This window comes from uncultured Lutibacter sp. (assembly GCF_947493565.1).
In the GTDB taxonomy this organism is placed as follows: domain Bacteria; phylum Bacteroidota; class Bacteroidia; order Flavobacteriales; family Flavobacteriaceae; genus Lutibacter; species Lutibacter aestuarii.
Genome location: NZ_CANLRG010000003.1, coordinates 257,110 through 271,300, shown reverse-complemented (window position 1 = coordinate 271,300; position 14,191 = coordinate 257,110). Strand labels below are relative to the sequence as shown.

10 protein-coding genes are annotated in these 14,191 nt (G+C 28.3%); 5 read left to right on the top strand and 5 right to left on the bottom strand.

All coding sequences use genetic code 11. From position 1 onward, the window contains the following. The first annotated feature begins 93 nt into the window (after nucleotides 1-93). Entirely contained in the window at nucleotides 94-1,758 is a 1,665-nt protein-coding gene (gene menD, locus Q0714_RS04945; RefSeq protein WP_298263209.1) for a 2-succinyl-5-enolpyruvyl-6-hydroxy-3-cyclohexene-1-carboxylic-acid synthase, read from the top strand. A gap of 7 nt (nucleotides 1,759-1,765) precedes the next feature. Beyond that, nucleotides 1,766-2,185, top strand: a complete 420-nt coding sequence (locus tag Q0714_RS04940) for a DNA-binding protein (protein WP_298263208.1) — start codon at nucleotides 1,766-1,768, stop codon at nucleotides 2,183-2,185. Nucleotides 2,186-2,262: 77 nt separating this feature from the next. Here the strand turns inward: Q0714_RS04940 and Q0714_RS04935 are convergent, their stop codons facing one another. The 3 genes from Q0714_RS04935 to Q0714_RS04925 are packed head-to-tail and all read right to left on the bottom strand — an operon-like array spanning nucleotide 2,263 to nucleotide 8,363. After that, entirely contained in the window at nucleotides 2,263-3,420 is a 1,158-nt protein-coding gene (locus Q0714_RS04935) for a C1 family peptidase (RefSeq protein ID WP_298263207.1), read from the bottom strand. Between the two features lie 13 nt (nucleotides 3,421-3,433). Further along, on the bottom strand, nucleotides 3,434-4,636 hold the full coding sequence (locus Q0714_RS04930; RefSeq protein ID WP_298263206.1) for an alpha/beta hydrolase-fold protein: 1,203 nt from the start codon (nucleotides 4,634-4,636) through the stop codon (nucleotides 3,434-3,436). Between the two features lie 22 nt (nucleotides 4,637-4,658). Next, a complete protein-coding gene (locus tag Q0714_RS04925; protein ID WP_298263205.1) occupies nucleotides 4,659-8,363 on the bottom strand; it encodes a metallophosphoesterase in 3,705 nt (1,234 codons plus the stop codon). Nucleotides 8,364-8,435: 72 nt separating this feature from the next. Here Q0714_RS04925 and Q0714_RS04920 point away from each other — a divergent pair, with 72 nt between their 5' ends. Beyond that, the gene (locus tag Q0714_RS04920; RefSeq protein WP_298263203.1) at nucleotides 8,436-9,671 is read left to right on the top strand and encodes a Pycsar system effector family protein; all 1,236 of its coding nucleotides are present in this window, start codon (nucleotides 8,436-8,438) and stop codon (nucleotides 9,669-9,671) included. On the opposite strand, the gene Q0714_RS04915 is transcribed toward Q0714_RS04920, so the two are convergent. Beyond that, the gene (locus Q0714_RS04915) at nucleotides 9,663-12,053 is read right to left on the bottom strand and encodes a GAF domain-containing protein (protein WP_298263201.1); all 2,391 of its coding nucleotides are present in this window, start codon (nucleotides 12,051-12,053) and stop codon (nucleotides 9,663-9,665) included. The two genes, Q0714_RS04920 and Q0714_RS04915, sit on opposite strands and share 9 nt — an antisense overlap. Before the next feature lie 159 nt (nucleotides 12,054-12,212). Here Q0714_RS04915 and Q0714_RS04910 point away from each other — a divergent pair, with 159 nt between their 5' ends. Next, nucleotides 12,213-13,052, top strand: coding sequence for a 1,4-dihydroxy-2-naphthoyl-CoA synthase (locus Q0714_RS04910; RefSeq protein ID WP_298263199.1), 840 nt, complete (start codon nucleotides 12,213-12,215; stop codon nucleotides 13,050-13,052). A 46-nt stretch (nucleotides 13,053-13,098) separates the two neighbouring features. Then, nucleotides 13,099-13,710 carry a fumarylacetoacetate hydrolase family protein gene (locus Q0714_RS04905; RefSeq protein ID WP_298263197.1) on the top strand — a complete coding sequence of 204 codons (612 nt, stop codon included), beginning with the start codon at nucleotides 13,099-13,101 and terminating at the stop codon, nucleotides 13,708-13,710. A 4-nt stretch (nucleotides 13,711-13,714) separates the two neighbouring features. Here the strand turns inward: Q0714_RS04905 and Q0714_RS04900 are convergent, their stop codons facing one another. Beyond that, nucleotides 13,715-14,134 (bottom strand): hypothetical protein, encoded by a 420-nt coding sequence (locus tag Q0714_RS04900; protein ID WP_298263196.1) that lies wholly within the window; start codon nucleotides 14,132-14,134, stop codon nucleotides 13,715-13,717. Nucleotides 14,135-14,191 lie beyond the last annotated feature (57 nt).

Sequence of the window (14,191 nt, the reverse complement as noted above, 5' to 3'; positions counted from 1 at the left end):
TTTATATGATAAAAATCAATTATACTAAATTATTAATTTCTTTAAAAACTAGCATAACTTTACGTAACTTTGCACTTAAAATTAATTTATTAAATGCCTCAATTTCCTAAAAATAACTTAGCGCAGCTTGTTATTGCTTCTTGTATTTCTCATCAAATTAAGCACGTGGTAATTTCTCCTGGCTCAAGAAACGCTCCGCTAACTATTGGTTTTTCAAATCATACATCTATTCAAACATATAGTATAGTAGATGAACGTTGTGCGGCTTTTTTTGCTTTAGGAATGGCACAACAATTACAACAACCAGTTGCAATTGTTTGTACATCAGGGTCGGCATTATTAAATTATTATCCAGCTGTTGCGGAAGCTTTTTATAGCAATATACCTTTAGTAATTATTTCAGCAGATCGACCAGAGCATTTGATTGATATTGGTGATGGGCAAACGATACGCCAAAAAAATGTTTTTGAAAACCATATTTTATGTTCTTCTAACTTAGTAGCTGATGAGGTTTCTAAAGCTTCAAATTTTGAATTAGTAACTACAGCTTTAAAACTTGCTAAATCTCAAAAGGGACCTGTTCACATTAATGTACCATTTGATGAACCTTTATATGAAATAACCAACAAAATAGTTGGTTTTGATGAAATTGATACTGTTGTAGAAGAAGTTCCTTTAGATGTCGATGAACTTCAAAATTTTGCAGATATTTGGAATGCTTCAACCAAAAAAATAGTATTGGTTGGAGCGCATTTTCCAGACAAATTAATACAAACTCAGTTAGAGCATTTCACAAAGGATCCTTCCGTTTTAGTTTTAATTGAAAACACAGCCAATGTTTCACACTCCAAGTTTATTAACAGTATAGATAAGTTAATTTTTCCTTTTGTTGAAGATGAATTGGAGCAATTTCAACCAGATATTTTGCTAACTTTAGGAGGGCTGATTGTATCAAAAAAAATTAAACAGCATTTGAGAAAATACCAGCCAAAACATCATTGGCATATAGATTCAAAAAGAGCTTTTAATACTTTTCATTGTTTGTCAAAACACTTTAAAATTTCACCACAGTTATTTTTTAGTCAGTTTTTCTTTTTAACAAAGCCTAAAGAAAGTAGTTTTCAACAATTTTGGCTTCAAAAGAAGGTACACCGATTAAAAAATCATCAAAATTTTATAGATAGTTGTTCATTCTCTGATTTAAGAGTTTTTGAAAAAATACTACCAACTATACCTAATAATTCGCAATTGCAACTTGGAAATAGCTCAATTATTAGATACTCTCAATTATTTAATATAAATAATACTTTACAGGTGTTTTGTAATAGAGGTACTAGTGGAATTGATGGAAGTACAAGTACTGCTATTGGGGCAGCTATAGTATCAAACATAAGAACCACCTTTATAACAGGAGATATTAGTTTTTTTTATGATAGTAATGCACTTTGGAATGATTATATTCCAGCAAATTTTAGGATTATATTGATCAATAATTCAGGAGGAGGTATTTTTAGGTTTATACCTGGACCACAGCAGTCAAATGCTTTAAATTATTTTGAAACAACTCATAATTTAACAGCTGAACATTTGTGTAAAATGTATAAATTTGATTATGAGGTAGTTTCAGATGAAGAAAGTTTAATTAAAGTACTTGAGTGTTTTTTTGAAGATTCTAAACAACCAAGGTTATTAGAAATAAAAACGCCAAGAGAGAAGAACGATCAAATATTAAAAGCATATTTCAACAATTTAAAATAAATAAAGAATGGAGTTAAAAACAGGAGATAAAGTAGAGTTAATTGTTGTTAGAAATACAGCATTGGGTTTTACAGTTCTAGTAAATGAAGAATTTGAGGGAATGTTGTACAAGAATGAACTGTATCAAAAAATTGAAGAAGGACAAAAATTAACGGGTTATGTTAAAAAAGTAAGAGAAGATGAAAAAATTGACGTTAGCTTACAACCTGTAGGGTTTAAACAAACTATTGTAAAAAATGAAATTACTATTTTAAAAGCCTTAAAAAAGCATGATGGTTTTTTAGCATTGCATGATAAAAGCGATCCTAAAACTATTAAATATGAATTGGGAATGAGTAAAAAAGCCTTTAAAAATGCAATTGGAGGATTGTTTAGACAAAAGCTAATTACAATAGAAGATGAAGGTATAAGGTTGGTACTAAAATAAAAAGATAATATTTATAAATTAAAAGCGTCAAACTAAATTTAATTTGACGCTTTTTTTGGTTTGCAATTCTTGGTTGATTATACTTTTAACTCTTTTTTGAGAGTTTCACTTAAAGCATTTTTATGAACCATTACAGAAATGGTTTTCAATCTAAAAAATGGTTTACTCATATAAATATATCCACCATTTCCTATGCGTTTAGAATCTGTACCCCAAGAATTTTTGACTTTGTAATATTCAGTGCCATTTTGATCTTTTACCATTCCAACAATATGCATTAAATGGTCGTCTGTAGTATTATAGTTTTCAAATTCTTGTTGTCTAAATTCAGGAGTAATAGTTGCTTCATCAACTATATAAGTTAAAGCTTTTTCAGAATTTTTAAATTCTTTTGGAACTACAGCAATACCATATTTTGATGAAAATGTTTCTTCAGATACATCACAATCTAATGCTAAAGTATACCCTTTTTTTAGGGCATTATCTACTTCTTTAACAAAAATATCTAAATCAATATTGTAAAAACTTCCATTGGAAAAATTATCAGGAATGTTCAATATAAATGTTGAATTATAAGGTTGGTGTGTAAAAGAAGTAAGTGTAATATAATTTGACGTATTAATTTTTGTCATTTCTAAAAATGATTTTGGGGTATACGTAACACCATTATATATAAATTCTTCAGGTGCTTTCCCTAAATGAACAGTTAAAATTGAATCTACTGCTAATTTCCAATTAGGAAAGTTTGATTTTTTATCATTTTTAATATAAGTATCTAACACGGTTTTTAATTCAGGGATAATTTTTGAATGATCATAATTTTTAGTACTGTTTAATAAACCTGAATAAGAACTTTCCGGAACTAAGCCATTTAATTTTATTGAGTTCATAACATCATGAGCCAAACCACCTTCACTAAATTGAATTTTGCCTTGCCTCATTATATAATTCCACGATTTTGCATTGTATGTATGACGAACATTGTACATTTCTGAAATATCTATCATTTCACCAGAAGTTCTATATATTTCCGACTCAATAAATGATGAAGCAGAAAAACTCCAACATGTTCCTGTGTTTCCTTGATTTTTAACAGCTGAAGCTTCAATATCGATAATAGGTGTAAATTGATATTTTTGTTCTTTTGGAATATTAACTTTTATAGCTACATCTTCTTGAGCATAAAATAAAGAGGTAATTGCTATAAATAGAATTGAGAAAAATGTGTTTTTCATGGATTATTTGTATTTATTGTTTATTAGGTTCGATATATGTTCCGTCTCGTTTGCTTAAAACTCTTTCAATATTTTTATAATAGCCATCAGCATTTGGATCTCCTTCAGGTAATTTCATATAGCCATTTTTGTAGTATTTAAGTGCTTGTTTAAATTTGCCACCTGTTTCATAATAGCGACCAATATAATAATCGCCAATAGGGGAATCGTTGTACAATCTATTAATCATTTCACCAAAACTTTTTAAATAATCACCATTTTCCTTATCCAAAATAATGCTTTCAATTGCAAAAATATCTCGTTCTCTAATTTTTAAATTACTACCAAATAGGTATTCAATTTCTACATATTTATTCTCTAAATAAGCAATGGCATCAGCAGGGGATAAATTTTGGATGTTATTTTCAAACTCTTCTTTAGAAATAGAAGAGTACATTTCAAAAATAAACGCCAAAGCACCTGAAATAGATTGTCCTATAGATGCTGTTTTGGTACTAGTATCAAATGTTTCGTATTGATATTTAAACTTTCCGTTGTTGGTGGTTGCTAATAATTCATTGGTAGCAGAAATTGAATTTCTGTACTTTTCTGAATTGTATTTTCCGTTAGATAAGTAATAATATATATTTTCATCTTTTATTGAAGGGATTTTATGTTGTAGCATTGTAGGCATATCTATTGCTAAATAAGGGTTAATGGATATAAATGCATTAAAACCTGGAAAATCTTCAATTAAAAAATAATTAATAAAATTAGCGGTTAATGTATTACCTACAATGGTTTTAAATTGTGATGTTCTATAATTTTCTTCTACATAATCAATTAGTTCACCTCTTATAAACCTGTAGAAAGCTTCACCTTCTTGGGTTGGATAACTATTTTCTTTGGAATAAGAACAATCTTCATAACGCTCGTTATATCTATTTTGATTAATTCCAATAATTATTTGTTCAGGAGCTTTGTCTTTAGCAGCAAAAAGTATGGCATTTCCTACAAATACATCAAATAAATATTCAGCATCTAATACTATGGTAACTGGATATAATTTGGTAGAATCTATTTCATAACTTGGCGGAACATATATTTTTATATACCGTTCTGTTAAAAGTTCACTTGAATTAAATTTTTTGGTAGTTATGCTTTGTGAATTAAGATTCCAACAAGTTACTACAGTAATAATAATTGCTATTGAGTTTTTGATTTTAGATTTTTTCATAGTTTAAATTTACTTTTTTTTATTAAAACCCAAAACCTAAACCAAATTTAAAATAAGTTCCATCTTTAGAATTGAAAAGTGAAGCATTTAAATTAATAATTTCTGCAGCAACTAACCAAAAACCACCTCCATAGGAAGTTTTCCAATCTTTAGAATTTTCGTTTTTCAACCAAACTCTTCCGTAATCAAAACCACCAAATAATCCCATTTGAAGGGGTACTAGCCCTGTTTTAACTTTCCTTAGATTAAATCGAATATCTGTGTTTTGGTAAAAAGAGCGATTCCCAATAAAACGTTGATTTCTATAACCTCTCAACCCATCTAAACCTCCAATACTTGCTGCATTGTAAAATTTAAAGTGATCACCAATTATTAGATTTCCTTTCATTTTTGTTGCTAAAACTAAGTTTCCATTAGACGATATTTTGTGTGTGATGCCTAAAGATGGAGTAATATAGACATGATTTTCTATGGAATTTTTCAAATTAGTTTTCCAACCCATATCAAATGTAAAGTTCATACCTAAAGTTGGAAATAACTTATTGTCATAATTTTTATAAGTATATGACGATTTTAAACCTGTATAATTTTCTCTCTCATCTAACTTAAAATCTAATGTATTAATAAAACGATTGGTTGTATTTTCTACCTCGATACTTTCAATAAATGCGCCAATTTTAAATTCTGCACCAAAACGTCCTTTCCATTTTAAAGCTGGAGCTATGGAATAAGTACTCAATTTAACTCTATGAAAATCTTCATCAAATTCATCTTCATAATTAATAGTTTCATTTCCAAAACCAAAATAATTAATACTATAATTAGGACTTGTAAATGTTGATTCTATTTGAAAATTCCATTTGTTAAAAATAGAAGCAAATTCACCTGTATAGCGAATATCAAACCCTTTATGACTGAAATAATACGCAGCGTTTATGGTATGTTGTTGGGTAAATGGATTTCTTTCAAAAGCATATTTAGTAAAAACACTATTGATTCCAATTTTTATACCATCATCAGGATTAGAACCAATAGAAGGTAACAATTGGTAGTGATTGTATTTTAATTTTTTATAGTTGTAAAAATTAGTTTCGTAGTTGTTATATAGTTTTTGTTTTCCTTTGGTTGTTGTAAATGTATTTTTTTTAGTTTTATAATCGTAAATGGTTACTTTTTTATCGTTTTTAATGTTGTATGTATCATTATTTTGACCGCCAATAATTCTTAAAGGAATTATATTTTGTTTAATACCTGTTACATTAAAAACATCATTATCATCTAAGCCATATACCCAAAGTTCTTTAGTTTTATTTTTTGAATAAGTTTTTTCAAAAATTTTGTTTCCTTTTTTGTTGTTTTTTATGTTGAATATTTTAATAGATGTTTCTCCGTTTTCTAAACGCTCAATATCAAACCAATTATCTTTGTCGGTTCCTTTAACAACTCCATATTTTGAAAGTTGATTATAATATTTTTCCGCAATTAAAGGCAAATTTTGAAGTCGACCTTTTAATTTCTTTTTAATTTCAAGAATTGTTTCATCATTCACTTCAGTAGGTAATTTATTGAAAGCATCTTCAATTACTTCATCAGTTATGTTTTTTTGGATGAAATTAACTTGCTCTTGCCAATTTTTATATGTGGAATTATTGATAAGCGCCATGTCTAAAGGGTAAGGCTCTAAATTAAACCATTTTACATTTCTAATATTGGAATCATATACTTGCATTAATTTAAGCGCAGGAATGGCTCTTGTAATAAATCCTAGAATAAAACCGTCATTTTTAGAGAATGCTTGGTCTCTATCTCTAGGTACGGGTTGATATATCTTTTTCTTTCCATCTTTAAATTCTGCCCAACGCCATTGGTCTTCATGTCTATCCCAATCTCCAATAAGCATATCAAATAAACGAGCTCTAATATAACTGTTTTCATCAATAGTATTATCGTCTGTTTCTCTTAATTTTTCTAATAAATCAACAGTACTAATTAACTTATTTGAATAACCAAAATTAGCTTTATCTCCATGATTATCTGCGGCACGTTCTTCAATCATATATAATTCATCTCCAAAATCGTGATTAAAATTTTTTAATGCATTTTGTTTAGGAACATAATATAAAATAGGGTTTGGATGGTAAATATTTATAGCGTCGGAAAGTTTTCCTACAGAAAAAGGAGCGTAGGGATGAGCTGTGGTATAAATGTCGAGCAATAAATTTTCGGCATAGGTGTTTTCAAACTGACCTTCAACGTACGTGTCTTTATAGGCCACTGCTTGAATATATTGTGTGGCACTTTTTCGCAAAGCTCTCATTACATATTCTTTACCATTTTTATCTTCAAGTCTAAGTGATCTAGATTGGTTTCCACCTCCTTTTCTAGTAGGTTTTAAGCCACCAAACAAAGTGTCTAATAATACTGTTGGTGCAGAAATTGATGTTCCATAATATTTTCTATAATGCTTTCCCCATAACATATTGTGCAGTTTACTTTTAAGAACTTCACTTTTGGAATAAATGGAACTAGAAACAAAGGGAGGAAATTTTACAGGATAAGATGTTAATTTTGAAGCTGTAGTTGCATTGTGTATTTTGGTAGTATATAATAGGTTATTTTCTCCATTTATTTCTGTAAAAAATTGTACCCAAGATTCTCCATTTTGGTAAACTGTAATTTTAGCGTAGCCTTTTTTCCCATAAGAAAATTGACTCCCATTAATGGCTCTAACTTCAGAAGTTTTAGATCCAGAACCACTAACAATTTGTGGAATATTATCTTTAAAAATATATTGTAGATTATGTTCATGACCCGATGTAAAAATTATTTTATCAGCTTTTTGACTTATGGTAATTAGACGCTTTTTTAATTCTAAATAAAGTTGATTGTTCATGTCTTGTACAGAAATACCGCTGGTTTTTCTTAACACATTAACCATAGTTCCAAGTAATGGTAATGGAATTTTATTGTTAACTGGATAAAATTGTTTGCGAAGTGAAAATTGTCCTCCATGTGATCCGTTACTAAATAAGGGATGATGTATGGCAACAACCATAGTTTTAGTAGCATTTTTTTTAATTAAACTTTCAAATTCATCAAAAAAGCGTTCTTTGGTTTTAATTTCACAATCATCATTCATAGTTGGGTTTTTATCCCAATCCTCTAAATACCACTGAGAATCTACAATAATCAAAACAAGATTTTCGGAGATATCTACTTTTTTTAGTGGACAACCATCTTTGGGTAAAAAACTGTTTTTATTTTTTAAATTTTCAATAATATATTCTTCTTCACGTTTTAGTCCTTTAATACCATCACTATAATACTCGTGATTTCCAGGAATAAAAATAGGTTGACCTTTAAAATTTTTAACTAATTCAATTTGAGCATCTAAACGATGTTCTGAAATTTTTCGAGTGACATGTTCTTTTTTAGGCATTCCTTTTTCATATAAATTATCTCCTAAAAATAAAACTGTTGAATTTTTATCAGCTATTGATAACTCTTCTTTTAATAAGTTGAAATGAGTTAATTGTTCATTTTCTTGAGCATTGCCTGCATCTCCTATTAAATAAAAAGTATGTACAATTTTTTCAGAAGAAGGAGGTTTTTGATTAAAAGAAAAAGTGTCATTTTTAGAATGGTATTTAGCTTGGTAAGTAGCGCAACTACTTAAAAAAAGTAGAGATATTATAAATATGTATTTTTTAAATAATAGGATCTTCATTAATAGTAAAATTTCAGTGTTTAAAAATACATAAATTTATGTATTTTTGATTTTCAACGATTCATTTGTTTTATGTTAGAAAACGATTTTTTTAAAGAGGCTCAAAGTTTTGTTTTTAATTTATTGAAAAATAACCTATCTCCTAAAGTAGTTTACCACAATTATAATCATACTCATGAAGTAGTACAAGCAGTTTTTGAAATTGCCGTTGCTGAAAATATAATTGAAGAAGAATTAGAAGTTTTATTATTAGCTGCTTGGTTTCATGATACTGGTTATATAGAAGGAATTGAAAACCATGAAGATAAAAGTAAAAGTATTGCTAAGCAATTTTTAGAAGAAAAAAACTACCCTGAAGACAAACTAAAAAAAGTATTTTCTTTAATTGATGCAACTGGAATGCCTCAAAAACCATCTAATAAATTAGAAGAAATTATTTGTGATGCAGATTTGTTTCATTTGGGGACTGAAAATTATATTGAAAAATCAAATTTATTACGTTCAGAGTGGGCGCAATTATGTGACAAACACTTAACAGATATTGAATGGTTAAAAAGTACCGAAGAGTTTTTAAGTAAACATAGCTATTTTACCAACTATGCTTTTAGTAAATTAAATGCGCAAAAAACATTTAATTGGTTGAAAATTCAAAAAGATTTAAAAAAAGCAATTGTAAAACAAGAAGAACAGGAAGTTAAAAATAAACTCAAAAAAGAAGATTTAAAACGTAAAAAGGCTAAAGATGAAAGACCTGATAGAGGTATTGAAACCATGTACAGGGTTACGCTTAGAAATCATATAAAATTGAGTGATATTGCTGATACAAAAGCCAATATTTTACTTTCTGTAAGTGCTATTATACTTTCTATAGCATTGTCCAATTTGTTTCCAAAGTTAGATAAGCCTAGTAATTACTATTTGATTTACCCAACGCTTTTCTTTTTGTTTATTACAGTGGTTACTATGATTTTTTCAATACTATCAACACGCCCAAAAATTACTTCTGGAAAGTTTACTAAAGAAGATGTAGTAAATAGAAAAGTGAACCTTCTGTTTTTTGGAAATTTTCATAAAATGCCTTTAAAGGAATTTCAAGATGGGATGTCAGAAATGATGAATGACCGTGACTATTTGTATCAATCTTTAATGAAAGATTTGTATTATTTAGGAATAGTTTTGGATAAAAAATATAGATTATTACGTATTGCGTATACAATATTTATGATAGGTGTTATTGTATCTGTTATAGCTTTTGTAATTGCTTTTGAACTAATGAAAAATAATGATACCATTGCAAGTTTAATTTAAATGCTCATCTTTTATAACTTTCATAATATCATTTAAAGTAATACTTTTTTCGGATGAATTGTTATAATTAACAGCAACTCTTATTGCTTTTAATCCTGAAATACCCACTAAATCTTCTATTTCTAATTTTTCAATAGTTGATAATAGATAATTGTTAGATTGTAAATATTTTATATATTTTAAGTATTCAGCAGCTTCTTTGTTTTGACTATAAACTATAGTGATTTTACCTGGTTGTGTAATTCTTTTTTTGGTGTTTTTTATAAGTGCTTTGTCAATACGTTTTTTAATAATTTCATACCGAATATTATAGGCACCATCAACATCAAATCGCTTTTCATCTAGTCTAAATTTAATAGCTAAAGGATTGCTATGAATAAGTATTAACGAGGCAATTTCTAAAGGGTGTTCTAATGTATCTTTTAATTTATAAGCTATATTTTCTAATTCGCACATTAGTTGCAATTGCCACAATCTTAAATTATATAAATACAACTTGTTGTAGGTGCAATTTTTAACTAAAGATTGACCAATATACATATTGTAATCAATTCCATCTGTTTTATAACGTTCAAAATAATGAGGGAACATTTTTTGAGCTTCTATTTGTTTTTTATCAATATATTTGGCAAGTTCATCATTTAGAATGGTAACACTTTCTTCGTATTTTTTTCTTTTATCATAAACAACAAAAAGTTTATCATCAATTTGTTGCATATAATTTTCAATTTCATTTTTTAAACTTTCATCTAATGTTTTTAAATGATTAAATACGGGATAAATATCTTTTTTTAAAAAATCTGTTAAAGACATCTCATCACCAGAGTTTAGTCCTTTTTTAGTATTATTTAGGCACTCATCAATTCTAAATAATAAATCATTATAAATAGGAAGTTTATAGAGTTGCTTAGCTTTTTCAATTACTTTTGAAGCCAGTCCAAGTTGTTTTACAAGGTCTTGCTGAATGGCTTTGTTTCTTGCAATGGATGATCCTTTAATATCACTTTGACCATATAGAGGAACTACGTTTTCAAAAACAATATTTTTCAAATTAGTAGCACCTTTACTATTAGTTTCGTTGTTAAATAGGTAGGCTTCAGCCTGCTCATAAAATTTCCATTTTACTGCTGGGTGTAGCGAAGTGTAATTTTCTTGAATAATAGATTCAAGTTTGGTTTCATATTCGTCCATATAACGCTCAATAGCAATTTTAAATACTGGAGCTACATCTTTAAGTTTAAAAGCATTAATAGAATTCAGTTCATATTTAGTGTCTGAAACCAATTCCATAACAACAAAAAAGTCTTCATTTAGTTTTAAAGGAACTAAAATTAAACTTTGAATGCCTTGTTGTTTTAAAGATTTATAAAATCCGTTATAATTTGAACCTTCACCATATTCATCAATATTGGAAATTGCTAATAATTCTTTGTGTTCAAAAACTTTGGAAATGATTGAGTTGCAGAAGAAATTTTGGCAATCAACATTTTCAATTGATTTTAAGATAAAACTATTTTGGGCTTGATAGTTTTTTGAAACGAAAGATTCTTTACTAATACCATAAGTTGAGAATCCAAATTTTATATTGTTTGAGCCAAATAAATTTGAAATACTTTTTTCAATTGCTTCAAAGGCTTGCTCATCTTTTCTAAGCAGGTTCTCTTTTAGGTTTGAAAGGGCTTGATCGGGGGTAACGTCAAACAAATTCATCATACCAAAACCTGTAAACTGATAGCTGTTAGGTGGAAATTTTTCTTTCCAAATGTCAATATTATTAAAATTATCTAATAACAACTTTACATCTTCATCAGCAATTTTTGGAGCAGATGCTAAAGGTGTAACTTTAAAAAAATCACCATTTAATAATGTTCTATAATGTTTAGTAATTCCAGTTTTAATATTTGGAATATCAAAAAGAAAAGGTCTTTTAAAATCAATCGTTACATTATGGCAATAAGATAAAATAAAAGCACAGCTAAGAATATATATTTTAGATTCATCAAAATTTCGTAGCTTGAACTCATAGTTTTCACCGGCATCTTCAATAATTTGTTGAAACCTTTTTGAAAGTTTGAATGTTGTAAATTCAAATGGAATAGTTGCAGCTTTTATTTCATTATTTTGTAATAAATCAGGAAATAAAATGGATAATAATTTATCAATTTGATTATTGTATTTATCCAAATAACTTAAGTCTTCAAAACCAGTTCTTAATTCAGGATATTGTTCGTATTCTTTTAATAATTCAAGAGCCGTTGAATTTAAATAATGGTTGTTATCTTTAGTAATATTTTCAAGATACTCAAAAACAGCCTCAAAACTAATTTTAAGTTTTAAAGGTAATTCTACAGGCTTGTTAAAATTAGTAGCAAGTATCCTCATATTGTTGAATTTTTATTTTTGTCGATATTGAAAGACCAAAATTACTGCTTTAATTCCTAATTTTCATTTTTTTGTCACCAAAGTAACATTTCATCTTTTGAATTAGAAATTTTTTTAACCATTAAAATAAGTTATTTTTACACATTAATTAAAATTAAGATGAAAGAAATTAATTGGAAAACAGCTAAAGAATTTGAAGATATAACCTATAAAAAGTGTAATGGTGTTGCACGTATAGCTTTTAATAGACCAAACGTTAGAAATGCTTTTAGACCAAAAACAACAAAAGAGTTGTATGAAGCTTTTTATGATGCTAGTGAAGATACGTCAATAGGAGTGGTGCTGTTGTCTGCTGAAGGACCTTCAACCAAAGATGGAGTTTATTCATTTTGTAGTGGAGGTGATCAAAAAGCACGTGGGCACCAAGGTTATGTAGGTGAAGATGGATACCATAGGTTAAATATCTTGGAAGTTCAACGCTTAATTCGCTTTATGCCAAAAGCTGTTATTGCAGTAGTTCCTGGTTGGGCAGTTGGAGGGGGGCATAGTTTACACGTAGTTTGTGATTTAACCCTAGCAAGTAAAGAGCACGCAATTTTTAAACAAACCGATGCCGATGTAACTAGTTTTGATGGTGGTTACGGTTCTGCTTATTTAGCAAAAATGGTTGGGCAAAAAAAGGCTCGTGAAATATTTTTCTTAGGAAGAAATTACTCTGCACAAGAAGCTTTTGAAATGGGAATGGTCAATGCAGTGATTCCTCATAACGAATTAGAAACAACAGCTTATCAATGGGCACAGGAAATTTTGGAAAAATCACCTACCTCTATAAAAATGTTGAAATTTGCAATGAACCTAACTGATGATGGTATGGTTGGACAGCAAGTTTTTGCAGGCGAAGCCACTCGTTTGGCGTACATGACAGATGAAGCTAAAGAAGGAAGAAATGCCTTTTTAGAAAAGCGTAAGCCTAATTTTGAAAAAAAATGGATTCCTTAATTGAATCAATCATCAATTATACTTAAAATAATATTTACAAGTACATATGAAAATAATTTGTATAGGACGTAATTATGCAAAGCATATAGAAGAGCTAGAAAATGAAAAACCAGAGAACCCTGTTATTTTTTTAAAACCAGATTCTGCAATCTTAGCTAAAAATCAACCATTTTTTATTCCGCCTTTTTCAAATGACATACATTATGAGGTTGAAATTTTAGTAAAAATTAATAAAGTAGGAAAGTATATTGAATCAAAATTTGCTCATAAATATTATGATGAAATAGGTTTAGGAATCGATTTTACAGCTAGAGATTTACAAAACGATTGTAAAGCAAAAGGATTGCCTTGGGAAAAAGCCAAAGCTTTTGACGGAAGTGCTGTAGTTGGATCTTTTTTGCCAAAAGAAAGTTTAGGAGACTTAAATAATCTTTCATTTACATTGCATAAAAATGATGAGTTGGTACAAGATGGGAATACCAAAGCTATGCTGTGGAAAATAGATGAATTAATTGCGTATGTTTCACAATTTTTCACCTTAAAAAAAGGAGATATACTTTTCACAGGTACACCAGCTGGAGTTGGCAAAATTGATGAAAATGATGTGCTAGTTGGTGCAATTCATCAACAAAAAGTATTTTCAATTAAAGTTAAGTAATCAATTAAAACGTAAATAAAATAGGTCTATTTGGGTTTGGTTTTAAATCCTCATTACGGTGTTCTTTTAAAATGTTATATCCGTAATGGGTTTTTACTAACTCTTTAAAATCAAACTTTAACCGAGGAAATTCTCTTAGTAATTTATCAAAATCTTTTGCTGAAGATCTTTCCATAAAATGATGAAGAATTTCCGTATAAGCTTTAGTTAAGGGTAAATTAAATTTTTTACTTTTTAAAGCATTTACATAGTAGTTTTCTTTAATCTCACAATTTTTTTTAGTTGCACCTTCTAACCCATAACGATTAATTAAAATCCAACTAAGTTTAAGTTGAATTTCATGAGTAAATAATTCTGGAGGTAAAGAGCATTCTTTAACTTGTTTTAAAAGCTCTTTGTCATTTAATTTTAAAGTTGTTGTCATAGCCTACTAATTTTTAATTTTTTTAGTTATTTATTAGATGCTAAAACTTTTAAAAGG

What these genes read in the sequence shown, in the direction of transcription:
- Q0714_RS04930 (WP_298263206.1), bottom strand. Translation starts at nt 4,636, where the DNA reads ATGAAAAAATCTAAAATCAAAAACTCAATAGCAATTATTATTACTGTA.
- Q0714_RS04900 (WP_298263196.1), bottom strand. Translation starts at nt 14,134, where the DNA reads ATGACAACAACTTTAAAATTAAATGACAAAGAGCTTTTAAAACAAGTT.
- Q0714_RS04925 (WP_298263205.1), bottom strand. Translation starts at nt 8,363, where the DNA reads ATGAAGATCCTATTATTTAAAAAATACATATTTATAATATCTCTACTT.
- Q0714_RS04935 (WP_298263207.1), bottom strand. Translation starts at nt 3,420, where the DNA reads ATGAAAAACACATTTTTCTCAATTCTATTTATAGCAATTACCTCTTTA.
- Q0714_RS04915 (WP_298263201.1), bottom strand. Translation starts at nt 12,053, where the DNA reads ATGAGGATACTTGCTACTAATTTTAACAAGCCTGTAGAATTACCTTTA.
- Q0714_RS04905 (WP_298263197.1), top strand. Translation starts at nt 13,099, where the DNA reads ATGAAAATAATTTGTATAGGACGTAATTATGCAAAGCATATAGAAGAG.
- Q0714_RS04940 (WP_298263208.1), top strand. Translation starts at nt 1,766, where the DNA reads ATGGAGTTAAAAACAGGAGATAAAGTAGAGTTAATTGTTGTTAGAAAT.
- menD (WP_298263209.1), top strand. Translation starts at nt 94, where the DNA reads ATGCCTCAATTTCCTAAAAATAACTTAGCGCAGCTTGTTATTGCTTCT.
- Q0714_RS04920 (WP_298263203.1), top strand. Translation starts at nt 8,436, where the DNA reads ATGTTAGAAAACGATTTTTTTAAAGAGGCTCAAAGTTTTGTTTTTAAT.
- Q0714_RS04910 (WP_298263199.1), top strand. Translation starts at nt 12,213, where the DNA reads ATGAAAGAAATTAATTGGAAAACAGCTAAAGAATTTGAAGATATAACC.